This is a genomic window from Streptomyces sp. NPDC001985, from assembly GCF_040296845.1.
GTDB lineage: Bacteria > Actinomycetota > Actinomycetes > Streptomycetales > Streptomycetaceae > Streptomyces.
Genome location: NZ_JBEOYB010000040.1, coordinates 21,081 through 37,698, shown reverse-complemented (window position 1 = coordinate 37,698; position 16,618 = coordinate 21,081). Strand labels below are relative to the sequence as shown.

Sequence of the window (16,618 nt, the reverse complement as noted above, 5' to 3'; positions counted from 1 at the left end):
GATTGGCCCCGGCCCCCGGCGGGAATGCGCCACTGCGTGACGCTACGCATCGAGGACTACGCCCTGATCGGCGATCTCCAGACGGCGGCCCTGGTCGGCACGGACGGCTCCATCGACTGGCTCTGTCTGCCCCGCTTCGACTCCGCGGCCTGCTTCGCCGCCATCCTCGGCGACCGGGACAACGGTCACTGGCGGATCGCCCCCAAGGGCTCCGGCCCCTGCGCCCGCCGCGGCTACGCCGGTGACTCGCTCGTCCTGGAGTCCGTGTGGGAGACCCGCACCGGCACGGTCAAGGTCATCGACTTCATGCCGCAGCGCGACGAGGTGCCCGACGTGGTGCGCATCGTGGAGGGGCTCAGCGGCTCGGTGGAGATGGAGTCGGTGCTGCGGCTGCGCTTCGACTACGGCTCGGTCGTGCCCTGGATGCGGCGGGCGGACGGCCACCGGGTGGCGGTCGCCGGCCCCGACTCCGTATGGCTGCGCAGCGAGCCCCAGGTCAAGACCTGGGGACAGCAGTTCAGCACCGTCTCGTCCTTCACGGTCGGCGCGGGCGAGAAGGTGTCCTTCATCCTCTCCTGGCACCCCTCGCACCGGCAGCGGCCCGACCGGGTGGACCCCGCCGAGGCGCTGGAGTCCAGCCTGCGGGACTGGGCGGAGTGGGCCGGCCGCTGCCGGACCGAAGGGCCCTACCGGGAGGCCGTGGTCCGCTCGCTGATCACCCTGAAGGCACTCACCTACGGCCCGACGGGCGGGATCGTCGCCGCGCCGACCACCTCGCTCCCGGAGGAGCTGGGCGGGGTACGGAACTGGGACTACCGCTTCTGCTGGCTGCGGGACTCCACCCTCACCCTGGACGCCCTGCTCGACGCCGGCTACCAGGAGGAGGCCGCCGCCTGGCGGGACTGGCTGCTGCGGGCCGTGGCCGGCGATCCGGCCGACCTCCAGATCATGTACGGGCTGGCCGGGGAGCGCCGGCTCCCGGAGACGGAGCTGCCGTGGCTCGGCGGCTACGCCGGCTCGGCGCCCGTGCGCACCGGCAACGCGGCCGTGAAACAGCTTCAGCTCGATGTGTACGGCGAGGTGATGGACTCCCTCTTCCTGGCCCGGGAGGCGGGGCTGCCCTCCCAGCGGCACGCCTGGTACCTCCAGCTCAGCCTGCTGGGCTTCCTGGAGTCCAAGTGGCGCGAGCCGGACGAGGGGCTCTGGGAGGTGCGCGGCCCGCGGCGGCACTTCGTCCACTCCAAGGTGATGGCGTGGGTGGCGGCCGACCGGGCGGTGCGGACCCTGGAGTCCGACCCCTCGCTGCGCGGCGACGCGGGGCGGTGGCGCGCGATGCGGGACGAGGTCCACCGGGAGGTGTGCGAGCGGGGGTACGACCCGGTGCGGAACACCTTCACCCAGTCGTACGGCTCCGCCGAGCTGGACGCGGCGACGCTGCTCATCCCCCGGGTCGGCTTTCTGCCGCCGGACGACCCCCGGGTCGTCGGGACCGTCGACGCGGTCCGCGAGGAGTTGGGCATGACGGGCGGGCTGGTGCGCCGCTACAGCGCCGAGGGCGCGGCGGTCGACGGGCTGCCCGGGGACGAGGGGGCGTTCCTCGCGTGCTCGTTCTGGCTGGCGGACGCGCTGCGGATGACGGGCCGGACGAAGGAGGCGCGGGAGCTGTTCGAGCGGCTGCTCGCACTCCGCAACGATGTCGGGCTGCTCGCCGAGGAGTACGACCCGGCGGCGGGCCGGCAGCTGGGGAACTTCCCCCAGGCGTTCAGCCATATCGCGCTGGTGACGACGGCCCTCGCGCTCGGCAGGGAGGAGAGTGGAGGATAGGGGCATGGATCTTGGACTGAGGGATCGTGTCTATGTGGTCACCGGCGGCTCGCGCGGGCTGGGCAACGCCTCGGCGAAGGCGCTGGTCGCCGACGGGGCGAAGGTGGTCGTCTCCGGGCGGGACGAGAAGACCGTGACGGACGCCGCGGGGGCGCTCGGCCCCGACGCCGTCGGTGTGGCGGTGGACAACGCCGACCCGTCCGCGGCGGAACGGCTGATCGCGGCGGCCCGCGCCCACTTCGGGCGGTTCGACGGAGTGCTGATCAGCGTGGGCGGCCCGGCCCCGGGGTCGGCCGCGGACAACACGGACGAGCAGTGGCGGGCGGCGTTCGAGTCGGTGTTCCTGGGGGCGGTGCGGATGGCCCGCACCGCCGCCGCGGAGCTGGGCGAGGGCGGGGTGATCGGGTTGGTGCTCTCCGCCTCGGTCCACGAGCCGATCCCGGGGCTGACGATCTCCAACGGCCTGCGGCCGGGCCTCGCCGGATTCGCGAAGTCCCTCGCGGACGAGGTGGGCCCGCGCGGAATCCGGGTGGTGGGGCTGCTGCCGGCACGGATCGACACGGACCGGGTGCGGGAGCTGGACGCGCTGTCCGGGGACGCGGAGGGGGCCAGGGCGGGGAACGAGTCGCGGATTCCGCTGCGGAGGTACGGGGCGCCGGAGGAGTTCGGGAGGGTGGCGGCGTTTCTGCTGTCGCCGGGGGCGTCGTATCTGACGGGGGTGATGGTGCCGGTGGACGGCGGCGCCCGCCACGGCTTCTGACCCCGCCGGGCCGCTTCCCGGCCCCCTCGGTGCGGGGTCCGGCCCGCGCGGGAGTCAGGTCACCCGGTGGGGGTGGTGCTTGGGGGATGTCAGACGGGCCTCCGTGGGGAGGGCCGGGAGGGACGCCGAGTCGCGGGCGTGCGCCACCGCCTCCGAGGTGAGGCGCTCCAGCGTCCGCGCCGGCGAGGCGTGCGGCTCCAGCACCAGCCCCACCCTCGCCACCGGCTCGCCCCGTCTCCCCGTCAGCCTCACCCGTGCCCGCTCGACCCCTTCCAGCGCCCCCGCCTCCCCTTCCAGGGCCCCTTCCAGCGCCCGCCCCCGCAGCCGTGCCCCCTCGCCGTCGCCGCTGTCCACCAGCACCTCGCTCAGCCTGCGCCGGCGCAACTGCGCGAGGAGGAGCCAGAGCGCGAGCAGCACCAGGACCGCCAGCCCGCCGATCACCGCGGGCCACCACCAGCTCTCGTCGCGCCACCGCACCCGGTCCGCCGTGCTCAGCAGCACATCCCGGGGTCCGTACCAGGGCCACCAGGACGGTACGGAGAGACCGGTGCCGGCGGCGAGCACCGCGCCCCCCACCGCGGTCAGCACCAGCCCCGCCAGACCGAGCAGCACACGATTGACGACCGAGAGCATGCGCGGGTCACCCCTTCTTGACCGGTGGCCGGGACACCCGTACCGCCAGGGACAGCGGTTTGGCGAGGCCGAGTTCGGTGAGCGCCGTACCGAGCGCCCGGTCCAGATCGGCGCGTACGTCGTCGAGTTCGCGGAAGTGGGAGCGGGCCCGCACCGAGACCTTGCGCCGGCCCGTCCGCACCCGGGCGGACCGCACCCCGGGGACCTCCATCGCCCGGTCCCGCAGCACCTGCCCCGCCGCCTCCCGGGTGAGACACGCCCGTACGGACGAGTCGTGACGGCGCATCGGCAGCAGCCGGCGCAGCCCCGGGGTGAGGGCGAGGAGGATCAGCCAGAGGCCGAGAAGGGCAAGCGCCGCCGCGACCGCGAGCACCCAGGTCTCGTCGAGACGCCAGCGGGCGAGGTGGTCCGCGGCGTCGCGCCGCCACTGCATGGCCGGCCGGTCCGCCCGTACCGCCACGATGTCGTAGAGCAGCAGGCCCGCACCGCCGAGCACCACCAGGGCGAGCAGCGCGGCCGGGAGCCGGCGCACGGACCAGAAGCGTCCGCCCCGCATCTTCTTGTGGGCCGGCACCAGGAACGGCTCGGTGGCGGGGGAGGGACCGGCGGGCGGCGCGGTGGGGGCGCTCATCGGATTCTCCCGCCCGCGGCGCCCCGGGTGTGGGGCGAGTGGAGCTGTTCGACCAGGACCGACACCTCGGGCACGGTCATTCCGGCGAGGGTCCCGACCCGTTCGGTGACCCGGCGGCGCACCGCGCCGCACTGCCCCCCGATGTCGCCGGGGTAGTCCAGGTCGAGGCTGATCCGCACCCGGGCGGCGTCGTGGCGCACCACGACCGTCGCGTGCGGGGCCCGGCCGCCCTCCGGTACGGTCCCGATCGCCTCGCGGGCCGCCTGTGCGGCGATCTTCGCCACGACCCGGTCGGCGATGACGGTCGCGCCCCGGTCCGCCGCCGCGACCCGCTCACCGGGGCGCCCGCCGGGGTCCTCGCCGCCGTCGTGCTCCGTGGGCACTCCGCGTCACCGCCGCCGGTCGCCGCGCTCGCGACCGCGGAAGAGATCGCCGACATCGAGATCGCCCTCCAGGAAGCGGCCGACCACGAACCCGACCGCGCCGAGTGCGGCGATCAGCAGAAACGCGCCGAAGCCGCCGAAGTACCCGGCGAAGCCGAGTGCCATGCCGGCCACCATGCCGACCACAGCCATGCTCATCTGAGCTCCTCTACTGGGACAGGGGTCCGGAACCGGAACCGCGGATCACTGAAGGCGCGGCTCGGGCTCGTCCTCTTCGTCCTCGGGCAGTTTCACATCGCTGACCGCGATATTGACCTCGACGACCTCCAGGCCCGTCATCCGCTCCACGGCGGAGATCACGTTCTCCCGGACCGCGCGGGCGACATCGGCGATGGAGACTCCGTAGTCGACGACGATCTCCAGGTCCAGGGCGGTCTGCACCTCCCCGACCTCGGCCTTCACCCCACGGGTGGCATTGGACTTGTTGCCGCCCGGCACCCGGTCGCGGACCGCGCCGAAGGTGCGGGAGAGCCCGCTGCCCATGGCGTGCACACCGAGCACATCGCGGGCGGCCAGTCCGGCGATCTTCTCCACCACGCCGTCGGCGATGGTGGTGCGGCCCCGGGAACCGGGGTCCCCGCCACCGCGCTTGCCGAACGGCGACTTCTTCGGTTCCCTCGGCTCGTCGCCCGAGCCGGAGGGGTCACTGCCGGTTCTTTCGGTCATCGCCTTGTGTCCTTTCCGGGATTGCTCCGGGATGTCCAGGCCGTGCCCGGGGTGCGTGACGGATCACACCGGGCTCATGGGTGATCCCGAGGACACCCTGTAGCCCACATTAAGTGCGGTTGCGCTCTTCCGCCCCGGGGATGGGGCAGGCTGGGGCAATGACCACTGCTGATGCGGTACGACGGCGGCTGGGCCTCGGCAGACTGCTGCCGCTGGGCGAGGCCGCGGACGGAGCCTGGCTGACCGAGGAGGCGGCCGTGGCGGTGCTGCGGCGCGCGGCCGTGGAGATCGCGGGGGTGGAGCCGGGGAAGGTGCGGCTGGCGCTCGCCGATCCGGCGCGCGCGGGCGCCCCCGCCGTTCCCGCGCCGCCGAGCGCGCTGCCGCCGGGCCCGCTCCGGGTGGAGGCCGAGTTCGCCGCGACGGCGGACCGGCCGCTGCCCGCCGTCGCGGCGACGCTGCGCGAGGCGCTGTTCTCGGCCGCGATCGACACCCTGGGCCTCGCGGTCCGGGAGGTGGATCTGCGGGTCACGGCGCTGGTGGAGCCCGGGGAGACCGGCCGGGCCGGGGGCGCGGGGGAAAAGGTGCGGGGCACTCCCCCACCCGGGGTACGGCCCGGGGAGACACCGGGTCCGAACCTCCCGGAGGCGGTGGCGGAGGGCCCTTCGGCTCGGGTCGCGGCGGCGGCCACCGGGGTCCCGGGGGTCGCCCGGCTGACGGCCGCTCTGGGAGCGGCGGTACGGCTCGCCCCCGACCATGTCCGGGTGGAGCTGGCGACGTCGCCCGGACACCACCCGCCGACGGTGGTGCGAGCGGTACGGAGCGCGGTATCGGCGGCCCTCCCGGACGGCGGCCCGGTGGCGGTGGTGGTCACCGGGGTGTCGGGGTAGGGGCTTCCCTCCGGATCAGCCCGAAACGGCCCGGAACGGCCCGGATCAGCCTGGAACGGCCCGGAACGGCCCGGAACGGCGAACAGGGCCGGGTGCCTGAGCCTCCCCGCCCCTCGGGCACCTGGGCCCGGGCCTCCCCCGGGCCGCCGTGCCTGGGCTTGGGACCTCCCCCGGCCGCCATGCCTGGGTTGGGAGCCTCACCCGGCCCCCGGGCCCGGCCCCGGGGCCTCCCCGGGGCCGTCCTGCGTGCGGGCTCCTCAGTCGCCGAGGCCCGCGAGATCGCGGAGACGGCGGGCCTGGGCCGCGCGTTCGGCGGCGCGCTGGTCGTCGTACGAGCGGCCGGTGGCCCCCTGGAGCAGCGCCTTGGTCTCGATCACGGCGTCACGCGGCGCGGCGAGGAGCGCGGCGGTCAGATCCCGTACCGCGTCGTCCAGCTCGGCGCCGGGCACCACGAGATTGGCGAGGCCGGTGCGCTCGGCCTCGTCCGCGTGGACGAAACGGCCGGTGACACAGATCTCCAGCGCGCGGGCATAGCCGACCAGCGCGACCAGGGGCCCGGTGCCCCCGAGGTCGGGGACGAGTCCGAGGCCCGTCTCGCGCATGGCGAACTGCGCGTCCCGCGCCACGACCCGGAGATCGCAGGCGAGGGCGAGCTGGAATCCGGCACCGATCGCATGGCCCTGTACGGCGGCGATGGTGAGCAGATCACTCCGGTGCCACCAGGTGAATGCCTCCTGGTACTCGGCGATGGCGGTGTCGAGGTCCGTGTCGGAACCACGCGCCAGATCGAGGAACGACGGCTCGCCGTCGAAGCCCTCCGGAGTGAACGCCTGCCGGTCGAGCCCGGCGGAGAAGGACTTGCCCTCCCCGCGCAGCACCACGATCCGCACGGTGCCCGGAAGCGACCGGCCGGCCAGCGCGAGTGCCCGCCACAGCGCAGGGGACTGGGCATTGCGCTTGTCCGGATGGGTCAGGGTCACCGTGGCGACCGCGGAGTCGACGGTGAGACGTACGCCGTCCTGGTCCAGCAGGGGATCGCTCGCGGATACGGGCGAAGCCATGGGGCGCCTCCGGTTCGGGTGCAGTGTCGGTGCAGTCGCAGACTAGCTAAGCGACCGACCAGTAACCACCCTCAACCGGCCATCGTCGGATGGCCGGCCGACAGCGGCCGGACTGCGGTGTCTGCCCGGCCGGCCGGTTGGAGCCGGCCGGGCGGACACATCGTGAACCGTTGGGGAGCCCTGGTCCTCGGAGTCAGGACCTCAGGCCGAAGCGGCTTTCTTGCCTCGCGTCGCTCCGCCGCGTCCCCGTAGCGTGACTCCGGACTCGCTCAGCATCCGATGGACGAATCCATAGGAGCGACCGGTCTCTTCGGCCAGCGCCCGAATGCTCGCACCGGAGTCGTATTTCTTCTTCAGGTCTGCCGCGAGCTTGTCGCGCGCGGCGCCGGTAACCCGGCTGCCCTTCTTCAGAGTCTCGGCCACCCGTGCCTCCTCATGGGAAGTGCGCTCTGGACTTCTCATGATCACCCCTTGCGCCCTTCCTGGCCACCCATTCGGCAAGGTCCGTGGGAGGACCTTCGTGGCACGGGATACGGCAACCGTCACCGGAATGGTTCATTCCGCGACCGGGCAGAACCCGGCCGCTCCCGGGCGGCCAGGGAAAAGACCAGGTCAGCGACGGTAGGCCCCCGAGGGCCCCGAGGAGGGGGGTCGAGGTGATCATGAGGCGGGTGCCGCTCTCGGTACGAGACGCCCTCACTCAGATGATGGATCACCCCTGAGCCGAATGATCCATAGGGAGTGGATCAGTGCGCTCGCCGGGTCGGCGCACCCGGCACCGCACCCCCGGCGCGGACCAGGGCCCCGGCGCGTACCGGACCCCGGAGAGCCCGGGGCCCGGCCGGCGTCCCGGCCGACAGGCCCGGACACGGACAGCGGGCCCGGATCAGGCGAGGGCCACCAGGTCCGCGTAGTCCGCGCCCCACAGGTCCTCGACACCGTCGGGCAGCAGAATGATCCGCTCCGGCTCCAGCGCGGTGACGGCCCCCTCGTCGTGGGTGACGAGGATGACCGCGCCCTTGTAGGTGCGCAGCGCGCCGAGGATCTCCTCGCGGCTGGCGGGGTCGAGGTTGTTGGTGGGCTCGTCGAGGAGGAGCACATTGGCCGAGGAGACGACCAGGGTCGCCAGGGCCAGCCGGGTCTTCTCACCACCGGAGAGCACCCCGGCGGGCTTGTTCACGTCGTCGCCGGAGAACAGGAACGAACCGAGGGTCTTGCGCACCTCGACCAGATCGAGATCGGGTGCCGACGAGCGCATGTTCTCCAGGACCGTGCGGCTGGGGTCGAGGGTCTCGTGCTCCTGGGCGTAGTAGCCGAGCTTGAGGCCGTGGCCCGGGGTGACCTGGCCGGTGTCCGGCTTCTCGACCCCGGCGAGCAGCCGCAGCAGGGTGGTCTTGCCCGCGCCGTTGAGGCCGAGGATGACGACCCGGGAGCCCTTGTCGACCGCGAGGTCCACATCGGTGAAGATCTCCAGTGAGCCATAGGACTTCGAGAGGCCCTCGGCGGTGAGCGGGGTCCGGCCGCAGGGCGCGGGCTCGGGGAAGCGGAGCTTGGCGACCTTGTCGGCGGCCCGCACCTCCTCCAGTCCGGCGAGCAGCCGCTCGGCGCGCTTGGCCATGTTCTGGGCCGCGACGGTCTTGGTCGCCTTGGCGCGCATCTTGTCGGCCTGGGAGTTGAGGGCGGCGGCCTTCTTCTCGGCGTTCTGGCGCTCGCGCCTGCGGCGCTTCTCGTCGGCCTCGCGCTGCTGCTGGTAGAGCTTCCAGCCCATGTTGTAGACGTCGATGACGGACCGGTTGGCGTCCAGGTAGAAGACCTTGTTGACAACGGTCTCGACCAGGTCGACATCGTGGGAGATGACGATGAAGCCGCCGCGGTAGGTCTTCAGATAGTCGCGCAGCCAGACGATGGAGTCGGCGTCGAGGTGGTTGGTCGGCTCGTCCAGGAGAAGGGTGTCGGCGTCCGAGAAGAGGATGCGGGCCAGCTCGACCCGGCGGCGCTGACCGCCGGAGAGGGTGTGCAGGGGCTGGCCGAGCACCCGGTCGGGCAGCCCGAGCGCGGCGGCGATGGTGGCGGCCTCGGCCTCGGCGGCGTACCCGCCCTTGGTGAGGAACTCGGTCTCCAGCCGCTCGTACTTCTTCATGGCCTTCTCGCGGGTGGCGCCCTTGCCGTTCGCCATCCGGTCCTCGTTCTCGCGCATCTTCCGGAGCACGGAGTCCAGCTCACGGGCGGAGAGGATGCGGTCCCGGGCGAGGGCGTCGAGGTCGCCGGTGCGGGGGTCCTGCGGGAGGTAGCCCACCTCGCCGGAGCGGGTGATGGTGCCGGCGGCGGGGACGCCCTCGCCGGCCAGGCACTTGGTGAGGGTGGTCTTGCCCGCTCCGTTGCGGCCCACCAGGCCGACCCGGTCGCCCTTGGCGATACGGAAGGAGGCGGACTCGATGAGGATGCGGGCGCCGGCGCGCAGCTCGATACCGGAAGCGGTGATCACGGACAGACTCCAGGGCGGTGTGGGACGGCGGAAGGACGGGGGGTTTCGGGCTGCGACGCCGTCTAATGCGCAAGGAGAATGGCCATGAGGGCCAGTCTAACGGTGGGCTGCAAGTGGTTTGGCGGCCCGGAGCGGAGACGGGCGGCGCGGAGGGGTCGCCGGGTGGCGGGGCAGTCGGGGTGGCGGAGCCTTCGGGGCGGCGGGGCCGTCCCCCCGAAACGCCCGACAAAAGGGGCGATCCATCTCCGGTTGCCCGATACTCGGCCCAGGGCGGCGGGCTGCCGCCGCACACCGGGAACGGCCGGCGGAAGCCGGCGGACGGACCGAGGGCGGTGGCCCATGCAGTTCGACGACGACGCCGGTCTGGACACATCCGAGGTCAGGGATGTGCGGGGCGGCCGGAGGCCCGGCGGGGCCGCCGTGGGCGGCGGTGTCGCGGGGGTGATCGCGCTGATCCTGGGGCTCCTCCTCGGGGTCGGCCCCGATCGGCTCGGGCTCTCCGCGAGCGACCCCGGGCCGACCGCGACCGTGGCGTCACAGGCCGAGGTGGACACCGCGTGCCGCTCGGGGGCGGACGCCAACGCCCGGCAGGACTGCCGGATCGTCGGGGTGGTCAACAGCGTGCAGGACTTCTGGCGGGCGGAGTTCCCCCGGCGGCAGGGGCGGTACGCGGATGCCCGGACGGTGATGTTCAGCGGCCGGGTGACCACCGCGTGCGGGGCGGCGACCTCGGCGGTGGGACCGTTCTACTGCCCCGGCGACCGGCAGGTCTATCTGGATCTCGGCTTCTTCGACGAGCTGCGGACCACCTTCGGGTCGGGCGGCGGCCCGTTCTCGGAGGCGTATGTGGTGGCGCACGAGTACGGCCACCATGTGCAGAACCTGATGGGGACGCTGGGCCGGGCCGGGGACGGGCGGCGGGGGGCAGGGAGCGGCGCGGTACGGGTGGAGCTGCAGGCCGACTGCTACGCGGGGGTGTGGGCGCACCACGCGACGACGACGCCCGACGAGCGCGGCGGACGCCCGCTGCTGACGGGGCTCTCCGAGGTGGACATCGCGGACGGCCTGGACGCCGCGGCGGCGGTGGGGGACGACAGAATCCAGGAGCGGTTCCAGGGACGGGTGACACCGGAGACCTGGACCCATGGATCGGCGGCGCAGCGGCAGCGGTGGTTCGACACCGGGTACCGGACCGGGGACATGGCGCGCTGCGACACCTTCGCCTGACCTTCCCCTCGGCCTCCCGGGCCGCCCCCGCGGGCCGGGCCGTCCGGCGGGGGCGGCCGGAGCGCGCCCCCGCCGGGTCCGGGGCTGAGGGAGTTTCTTTCGGATCGGACCGGATCACGCCGGATCGGTGAGCGGGGTCCGGTGCCGCGCATCGCGAGGCGGCGGACCGAACCCACGCGGAGCGCCGGCGACCGACGGCAACGCGGCGAGGCGCGGTGCGGCGGCACCAGGGTCCGCGAGCCCGGCACGATCCGGAAGAGTCGGCCTGATCCGGAAGAGACGGCCTAGGCGCCTCCGGTGTGGACCTGGAACGCGGCCCGGCGCACGGCCTTCGCGAGGGCCGGGTCCGGGTGCGCCGCCGCGAGGGCCACCAGGACCTGGACGGTGCGCGGGTGCCCGCCGGCCCTGACCTCCTCCAGGAGGGCCGGGACCGTGCCCTGGACCGCCGAGTCGAGGTGGCGCAGCAGCAGCTGGGGCTCGCCGTGGTCGGCGACGGCGGCGGCGGTGTCCACCCAGAGCCAGGTGGCCTCCTCACGGGTCAGCACGTCCTGGGCGTCCTCGGGGTCCGCCCCCTCGTACTCCGCGAGCCACAGGAGGGCGTACGGACGCAGGGAGGGCTCCGAGGCCACCGCCCGGACCTCCGCCTCGGCGGGCGCGCCCACGACCCGCAGCGCCTCGAAGGCGAGCCCGCGCAGCAGGGCGTCCTCGCCGCGGGCGACGGCCAGCAGCTCGGTCACCGCGCTGGAGACGGTGCGGGCGGCCAGCCAGGCGCGGTACTCGGCGCGGGCGGGCCCGGGGGTCAGCCGGGCACAGCCGCGCAGCATGTCGTCGGCGGGCTGTTCGATATTGCCGGCGGGGCTCTGGGCGGCGACGCAGATCTGCTCCAGCTTGACCCAGACCGCCCAGTTGCCGAGCGGGGTCAGGGTGGCGGAGCGGCCCCGGTCGAGGGTGAGCGCGCCCACGGCGGCGAGGCCGTCGAGCGCCCAGTCCAGGAGGGACGCGACGGTGCCGGGAGGGGACGCGGGCACCTCGGTCACCACGGGTACCGGTTCGCCGGCCGCCGGCCCGCCGGACGACGGGCCGTGGCCGCCCATCGGCAGTGGCTGGGACTGGGGGCCGTAGGGGACCTCGCAGCGTTCCTCGCGCAGCTCCTCCACCCGCTGCTCCAGCAGATCGAGGAGGGCGGGCACCAGCACGGGCCCGGCCGAGAGCTGGAGCAGGGAGAGGAGTTGGGGCACGGCCTCCACGACCTCCGCCACGGCGGTGGGCGCGACGTCGCCGGGCGCCGGGTGCGCCAGCGACCAGGCGTCGAAGAGGGCCACCCAGCCGCGCAGCACGGCCATGTCGTCGCGGTCCCAGGCGCGCAGCCGCCAGCCGGGGCGCGCGGTGCCGCCGTGCAGTTCGACCAGGCCGGCCAGGCGGGCCCGGTCCCATCCGGCGCGCACCTGGGCCGGGGTGAGGCCGAGCGCGGCGGCGGCCCGCTCGCGGGCGGGGGCGGCCAGCGGGGTGGAGCCCGGGTCCCGTTCGACGGCCGCCCAGCGGGCGATCCGCACGGCGTCGGCGAGGACCTCCCTCGCCTGGCGGGCCAGTTCCGCGGGGGGCGGAGTGCCCTCGGGTGGCCGTGGGGCCGACCGGGTGCGCCGGGTCGTCACCGCCCGCCGGGCGGTGGCCAGCGGACGCGGCCGGACAAGACGGAGTCTGGAGTTGCGCGCCAATTGCTCATCAGGCTTTCGGGACGTCACAGGGAGCAGTCTTCCCGCTGACAGCCCGAAAGCCCAAACGGAACCTGGCGGGGACGGGGTTGGCGGGGCCGCGGCGCCCGGGCGCGGGCGGGGCCCGCCGGGGGTGCGGGCCTCCCTGACAGGGCCGCGTCACGATGGGCCGTCTGCGCGGGCCCGGTCACATCAGGGGGGTGAGAAAGCGGCGCAGGGCTTCCTCGTACCGCGCGGGGTCGGCGTTCCACATGGCCGCGTGCGGGGCGTCGCGGACGGTGTGGAGGTGGACGAGTTCGGGGCGGCGGGCGGCGAGTTCGCGGGAGGGGCCCCAGGGGGCGAGGGTGTCGCCGGGGCCGTGGAAGATCAGGGTGGGGGTGGTGAGCGCGCCGGGGTCCGCGGTCACCGCGGGGCGCCTCCCGTTGTAGAGCCCCGCCCTGCCCCGGGCGGCTCTGACCGCGAGGGGCAGCAACGGGGCGGGGGTGTGCCGGGCGGCGGCCAGGGCGCGCAGGGTGGCGTCCTTGTCCAGGACCGGGGAGTCGAGCACCAGCCCCTTGATCCGGTCGCGCAGGGCGGAGTCGCAGGCGGTGTGCAGCGCCATGGTGGCGCCGGTGGACCAGCCGTACAGGACGACGTCGCGGGCACCGGCGGCGACGGCGAAGCGGAGCGCGGCGTCCAGGTCCCGCCACTCGGCGTCGCCGAGGTGTCCGAGACCGTCGGGAGGCCGGGGCGCGTCGGGGTCGCCCCGGTAGCCGACCCCGAGCACCGGGATGCGTCGCCGATGGAGAAACGGAAGCAGGTTCATGGGGTGCTCGCGGGTGGTTCCCAGGCCGTGCACGGCGATGACCCAGGTCCCCCGGGGGCCGGGCACGGACCAGGCGGGCAGCGGGCCCAGCTCACCGGGGACGGTGACATCGGTGTGGGGGATGCCGAGCGCGGTCGTCGGGTCCCCGGTGTGGAGCTGCGGGGTCAGCCGCACCCTGGCACCGGGTTCCAGGCCGCCGGAGCCGACGCCCTCCAGCCGGCGCACGACGGTGTCGGCGGACGGCGGGGTCTCGTCGAGCACGGGGCCGACGATGGCGTGGACGCCGCCGGGCCCGTCGAGTCCGTAGGTGCCGGGGCGGCGCGATGAGAGGCTGCGGGTGAGCGTCACCCGGCCCGCGCCGGTGGAGTGGACGGTGAGCCGCCGCTCCCCCGGAAGGGGCCGCCCGGGGGCGGGTCTGAGCACCGCGTCGCTCGCGTAGCGGCCGGCCAGGAACGCGGCCGTGCCGACGCCGATCAGGGAGGTGACGGCCGTTGCCGCCGCTGTAGCCGGGCGCACCGTTCCAGTGTCGGCGCGGTGGTGGGGTGCTGCCAGCGGACGGCCCCCGCCCGTGTCCGGGGCCGTGCGGGGGCGGGGCCGGCGTGGGCCGGCGGGCAGGGCCCGGAGAGCCGGGGCAGGGGCGGGGAGCACGTCAGCGCCGCTGGCCGTACCCCCGGAACTGTTCGGCGGCCTCCTCCAGCTCGGCGGCGGTGAGCAGGGAGGGGGTGTGGCCGGGCACGGCGGCCGCGGTCAGCCAGAGCCGGCACATCCACTCCAGCTGGGCGGTGCGGTCGTACGCCTGGTCCAGGCTCTGTCCGTGGGCGACGGTCCCGTGGTTGCGCAGCAGACAGGCGGTGCGCCCGTCGAGGGCGGCGAGCATGTTCCGGGCCAGGGCCTCGGTGCCGTAGAGGGCGTACGGGGCGACCCGGACGGGTCCGCCGAGCGCGGCGGCCATGTAGTGGACCGGTGGCAGCTCCGGTACGAGGGTGGAGACGGCCGTGGCGTGGACGGCGTGGGTGTGGACCACGGCGCGGGCGTCGGTGTGCCGGTAGACCTCCAGATGGAGCGGCAGCTCGCTGGTGGGCCGGAGATGGCCGAGAACCTGCTGTCCGCCGAGGTCGACGGCTATGGCGTCCCCGGGGGTGAGACGGTCGTAGGGGACACCGCTGGGAGTGACGAGGACGAGCTCTCCGACCCGGGCGGAGACATTGCCCGACGTCCCCACCACCAGACCCTCCGCGGCCGTTCTGCGGGCGGTGGCCACGACGTTCCGCCACGCCTCGTCGATCGCTTTCTGCGACACCTGTTCGGTCATGCGGCGATCCTGTCAGGCGGCGCTCTCCGGTTACAGAGGGCCACCGCCGGGGGACGGAGGGGAGGATCAGTCAGATTATCCAAAAGGGTGATGAAAGCCACTTCGCGGGACGTGTCCCCGGCCCCAGAAGCCCATCCAGCCCCTGCAGACCGAAACCGGAGCCAAAAACCTCACTTGGGGACACCCCGATGCCGGTCCCAGTTCACCTTCCGTTCACTCAGGTTACTTACGTTCACCGGGCCACTGACGTCCATAGATTGCCTGGGTAAATGGAACACATCACGCTGCTGCTCGCGATTGTGATCGTGACGGCTCTCGTGTTCGATTTCACGAACGGTTTCCACGACACGGCCAACGCGATGGCGACGACCATCTCGACCGGCGCCATGAAGCCCAAGTCCGCGGTGGCGATGTCCGCCGTGCTCAACCTCGTCGGCGCGTTCCTGTCGGTGGAGGTCGCCAAGACGATCTCCAGCGGCATCGTCAACGAGGCAGGCATAACACCAGAAGTGATCTTCGCGGCGCTCGTCGGCGCCATCCTCTGGAATCTCCTGACGTGGCTGGTCGGCCTGCCGTCCAGTTCCTCGCACGCCCTCATGGGCGGTCTGATCGGCGCCACCATCGCGTCGGTCGGGTTCAGCGGCGTCAACGGCGGCACCGTCGTCACCAAGGTGCTGATCCCGGCCATCGCGGCTCCGCTGGTCGCCGGTATCGGCGCGTACCTCGCCTCCAGGCTGACGTACAAGCTCGGCCAGAACGCCGACCCGAAGTCCACCGCGAAGGGCTACCGGGTGGGCCAGATCGCCTCGGCGGGCCTGGTCTCGCTGGCGCACGGCACCAATGACGCCCAGAAGACGATGGGCATCATCACGCTGGCCCTGGTGACCGGCGGCATCCTCAACCCCGGCTCCAACCCCCCCATGTGGGTCATCGTCTCCGCCGGTGTGGCCATCGCCCTCGGCACCTACCTCGGCGGCTGGCGCATCATCCGGACCATGGGCAAGGGCCTGACCGACCTCCAGCCCCAGCAGGGCTTCGCCGCCCAGTCCAGCGCGGCCAGCGTCATCCTCGCCTCCTCCAACCTGGGCTTCTCGCTCTCCACCACGCACTCGTGCTCCGGCGCCGTGATGGGTGCGGGCCTCGGCCGCAAGGGCGGTGTGGTCCGCTGGTCCACCGCCACCCGGATGTTCGTGGCCTGGGGTCTGACCCTGCCCGCCGCCGGTCTGGTCGCCGCCCTCTCGGAGTACGTGACCAAGCAGGGCGACTGGGGTGTCGCCGTGGTCGCGGTCTTCCTGGTCGCCTCCTCGGCCGCGATCTGGCTCTACTCCCGCCGCCAGGTCATCGACCACACCAACGTCAACGACACCGGCGCCGATGTGGACAGCGAGACCGGCGAGGCCGGTGTGGTGACCAACGCCATGGCCGCCGTCACCGTGCCCCCGGCCGGCACCCCGGCGCAGGACGGCCTCAAGACCACCATCGCGGCCTCCCCGGCCGCCGCCCCCGAATCCGGCCCGGCCAGCCCGGCCGCGGTGTAAGGACAGATCAGCATGAAAATCGACTGGGCAGCTCTCGGCTCCGTTTTCGGTGTGAGCCTCGTGGCCACCGTCGTTCTGGTGGGCCTGTTCACCCTCGGCATCATCGGCATGAGCAAGCAGGCGACGGCCTCCGGCGGCGGCGGCTCCGTGGCGCTGGCGCGCACCGGTGCGTACACCTGCTTCGCGCTCTGCGTGGCGGCCATCACCTACGGGATCTATCTGATCGTCACCTGACGGCGGGCCCGGACCGCGCGCGGTCCGGGCTCTCCGCGCTCATCGACGGCAGACGGCCGGGCCGGTCATCCTCAGGGACGACCGGCCCGGCCGTCTGCCGTCCCGGGTCCGGGACGAGCAGCGCGGCGCTCCCCGGGTGTGGGGCTCAGCACAGTGCCCCTTCGCAGGTCAACGGCAGGTTGACGGCTGTTCTCACAGCGTGGTGGACTGCCGGGGCCATTACGGCGGCAGCAGAGGAAGCCGGTGCGAATCCGGCGCGGTCCCGCCACTGTCACCGGGAGGAGTCCCGGGAGCCAGGAACTCTCGCCGCCGATCACGTCGAACCAGGGCGCGGACACCCTGAGTGAGGACATATCGCCATGCCCGGCCGCGGCCACGACCCTGCCCCGACTCCGAGAAG

The 16,618-nt window shown here is 73.7% G+C and carries 17 protein-coding genes and 1 riboswitch; of the genes, 6 read left to right on the top strand and 11 right to left on the bottom strand.

The window, feature by feature from the left end; all coding sequences use genetic code 11:
* Nucleotides 1-36: 36 nt before the first annotated feature.
* Nucleotides 37-1,824, top strand: a complete 1,788-nt coding sequence (locus ABT122_RS19390; protein WP_351553302.1) for a glycoside hydrolase family 15 protein — start codon at nt 37-39, stop codon at nt 1,822-1,824.
* Between the two features lie 4 nt (nt 1,825-1,828).
* Nucleotides 1,829-2,584, top strand: a complete 756-nt coding sequence (locus ABT122_RS19385; RefSeq protein ID WP_351553300.1) for an SDR family oxidoreductase — start codon at nt 1,829-1,831, stop codon at nt 2,582-2,584.
* 54 nt (nt 2,585-2,638) lie between these two features.
* Here the strand turns inward: ABT122_RS19385 and amaP are convergent, their stop codons facing one another.
* Genes amaP through ABT122_RS19360 form a run of 5 tightly spaced genes read right to left on the bottom strand, consistent with a single transcriptional unit; the run spans nt 2,639 to nt 4,957 of the window.
* Nucleotides 2,639-3,217 (bottom strand): alkaline shock response membrane anchor protein AmaP, encoded by a 579-nt coding sequence (gene amaP, locus ABT122_RS19380; RefSeq protein ID WP_351553297.1) that lies wholly within the window; start codon nt 3,215-3,217, stop codon nt 2,639-2,641.
* A 7-nt stretch (nt 3,218-3,224) separates the two neighbouring features.
* Entirely contained in the window at nt 3,225-3,848 is a 624-nt protein-coding gene (locus ABT122_RS19375) for a DUF6286 domain-containing protein (RefSeq protein ID WP_351553295.1), read from the bottom strand.
* The gene (locus ABT122_RS19370) at nt 3,845-4,231 is read right to left on the bottom strand and encodes an Asp23/Gls24 family envelope stress response protein (protein WP_351553292.1); all 387 of its coding nucleotides are present in this window, start codon (nt 4,229-4,231) and stop codon (nt 3,845-3,847) included. Before ABT122_RS19370 ends, ABT122_RS19375 begins: the two co-directional genes overlap by 4 nt.
* Nucleotides 4,232-4,237: 6 nt before the next feature.
* A complete protein-coding gene (locus tag ABT122_RS19365) occupies nt 4,238-4,429 on the bottom strand; it encodes a hypothetical protein (protein ID WP_351553289.1) in 192 nt (63 codons plus the stop codon).
* Between the two features lie 45 nt (nt 4,430-4,474).
* The gene (locus tag ABT122_RS19360; RefSeq protein ID WP_351553286.1) at nt 4,475-4,957 is read right to left on the bottom strand and encodes an Asp23/Gls24 family envelope stress response protein; all 483 of its coding nucleotides are present in this window, start codon (nt 4,955-4,957) and stop codon (nt 4,475-4,477) included.
* A gap of 158 nt (nt 4,958-5,115) precedes the next feature.
* Here ABT122_RS19360 and ABT122_RS19355 point away from each other — a divergent pair, with 158 nt between their 5' ends.
* Complete coding sequence (locus tag ABT122_RS19355) at nt 5,116-5,844, top strand: hypothetical protein (RefSeq protein ID WP_351553284.1); 729 nt, start codon at nt 5,116-5,118, stop codon at nt 5,842-5,844.
* A 257-nt stretch (nt 5,845-6,101) separates the two neighbouring features.
* Here the strand turns inward: ABT122_RS19355 and ABT122_RS19350 are convergent, their stop codons facing one another.
* The 3 genes from ABT122_RS19350 to ABT122_RS19340 all read right to left on the bottom strand — a co-directional run bounded on the left by ABT122_RS19350 (nt 6,102) and on the right by ABT122_RS19340 (nt 9,390).
* Entirely contained in the window at nt 6,102-6,905 is an 804-nt protein-coding gene (locus ABT122_RS19350; protein WP_351553281.1) for an enoyl-CoA hydratase/isomerase family protein, read from the bottom strand.
* Between the two features lie 201 nt (nt 6,906-7,106).
* Nucleotides 7,107-7,328, bottom strand: coding sequence for a helix-turn-helix domain-containing protein (locus ABT122_RS19345; protein WP_006123601.1), 222 nt, complete (start codon nt 7,326-7,328; stop codon nt 7,107-7,109).
* A gap of 463 nt (nt 7,329-7,791) precedes the next feature.
* Nucleotides 7,792-9,390, bottom strand: a complete 1,599-nt coding sequence (locus tag ABT122_RS19340) for an ABC-F family ATP-binding cassette domain-containing protein (RefSeq protein ID WP_351553278.1) — start codon at nt 9,388-9,390, stop codon at nt 7,792-7,794.
* A gap of 339 nt (nt 9,391-9,729) precedes the next feature.
* Between ABT122_RS19340 and ypfJ the strand changes: the two genes are divergently transcribed.
* Nucleotides 9,730-10,617 (top strand): KPN_02809 family neutral zinc metallopeptidase, encoded by an 888-nt coding sequence (gene ypfJ / locus ABT122_RS19335; protein ID WP_351553275.1) that lies wholly within the window; start codon nt 9,730-9,732, stop codon nt 10,615-10,617.
* A gap of 284 nt (nt 10,618-10,901) precedes the next feature.
* Here the strand turns inward: ypfJ and ABT122_RS19330 are convergent, their stop codons facing one another.
* The 3 genes from ABT122_RS19330 to ABT122_RS19320 all read right to left on the bottom strand — a co-directional run bounded on the left by ABT122_RS19330 (nt 10,902) and on the right by ABT122_RS19320 (nt 14,446).
* The gene (locus ABT122_RS19330) at nt 10,902-12,359 is read right to left on the bottom strand and encodes a hypothetical protein (RefSeq protein ID WP_451069132.1); all 1,458 of its coding nucleotides are present in this window, start codon (nt 12,357-12,359) and stop codon (nt 10,902-10,904) included.
* A 157-nt stretch (nt 12,360-12,516) separates the two neighbouring features.
* On the bottom strand, nt 12,517-13,650 hold the full coding sequence (locus ABT122_RS19325) for an alpha/beta hydrolase (RefSeq protein WP_351553272.1): 1,134 nt from the start codon (nt 13,648-13,650) through the stop codon (nt 12,517-12,519).
* Nucleotides 13,651-13,783: 133 nt separating this feature from the next.
* Entirely contained in the window at nt 13,784-14,446 is a 663-nt protein-coding gene (locus ABT122_RS19320; RefSeq protein ID WP_351553269.1) for a class II aldolase/adducin family protein, read from the bottom strand.
* 269 nt (nt 14,447-14,715) lie between these two features.
* Here ABT122_RS19320 and ABT122_RS19315 point away from each other — a divergent pair, with 269 nt between their 5' ends.
* Complete coding sequence (locus ABT122_RS19315; RefSeq protein ID WP_351553267.1) at nt 14,716-15,984, top strand: inorganic phosphate transporter; 1,269 nt, start codon at nt 14,716-14,718, stop codon at nt 15,982-15,984.
* Nucleotides 15,985-15,996: 12 nt separating this feature from the next.
* On the top strand, nt 15,997-16,218 hold the full coding sequence (locus ABT122_RS19310; protein WP_351553264.1) for a hypothetical protein: 222 nt from the start codon (nt 15,997-15,999) through the stop codon (nt 16,216-16,218).
* 186 nt (nt 16,219-16,404) lie between these two features.
* Nucleotides 16,405-16,543: riboswitch (cobalamin riboswitch) on the top strand.
* The last annotated feature ends 75 nt before the right edge of the window (nt 16,544-16,618 follow it).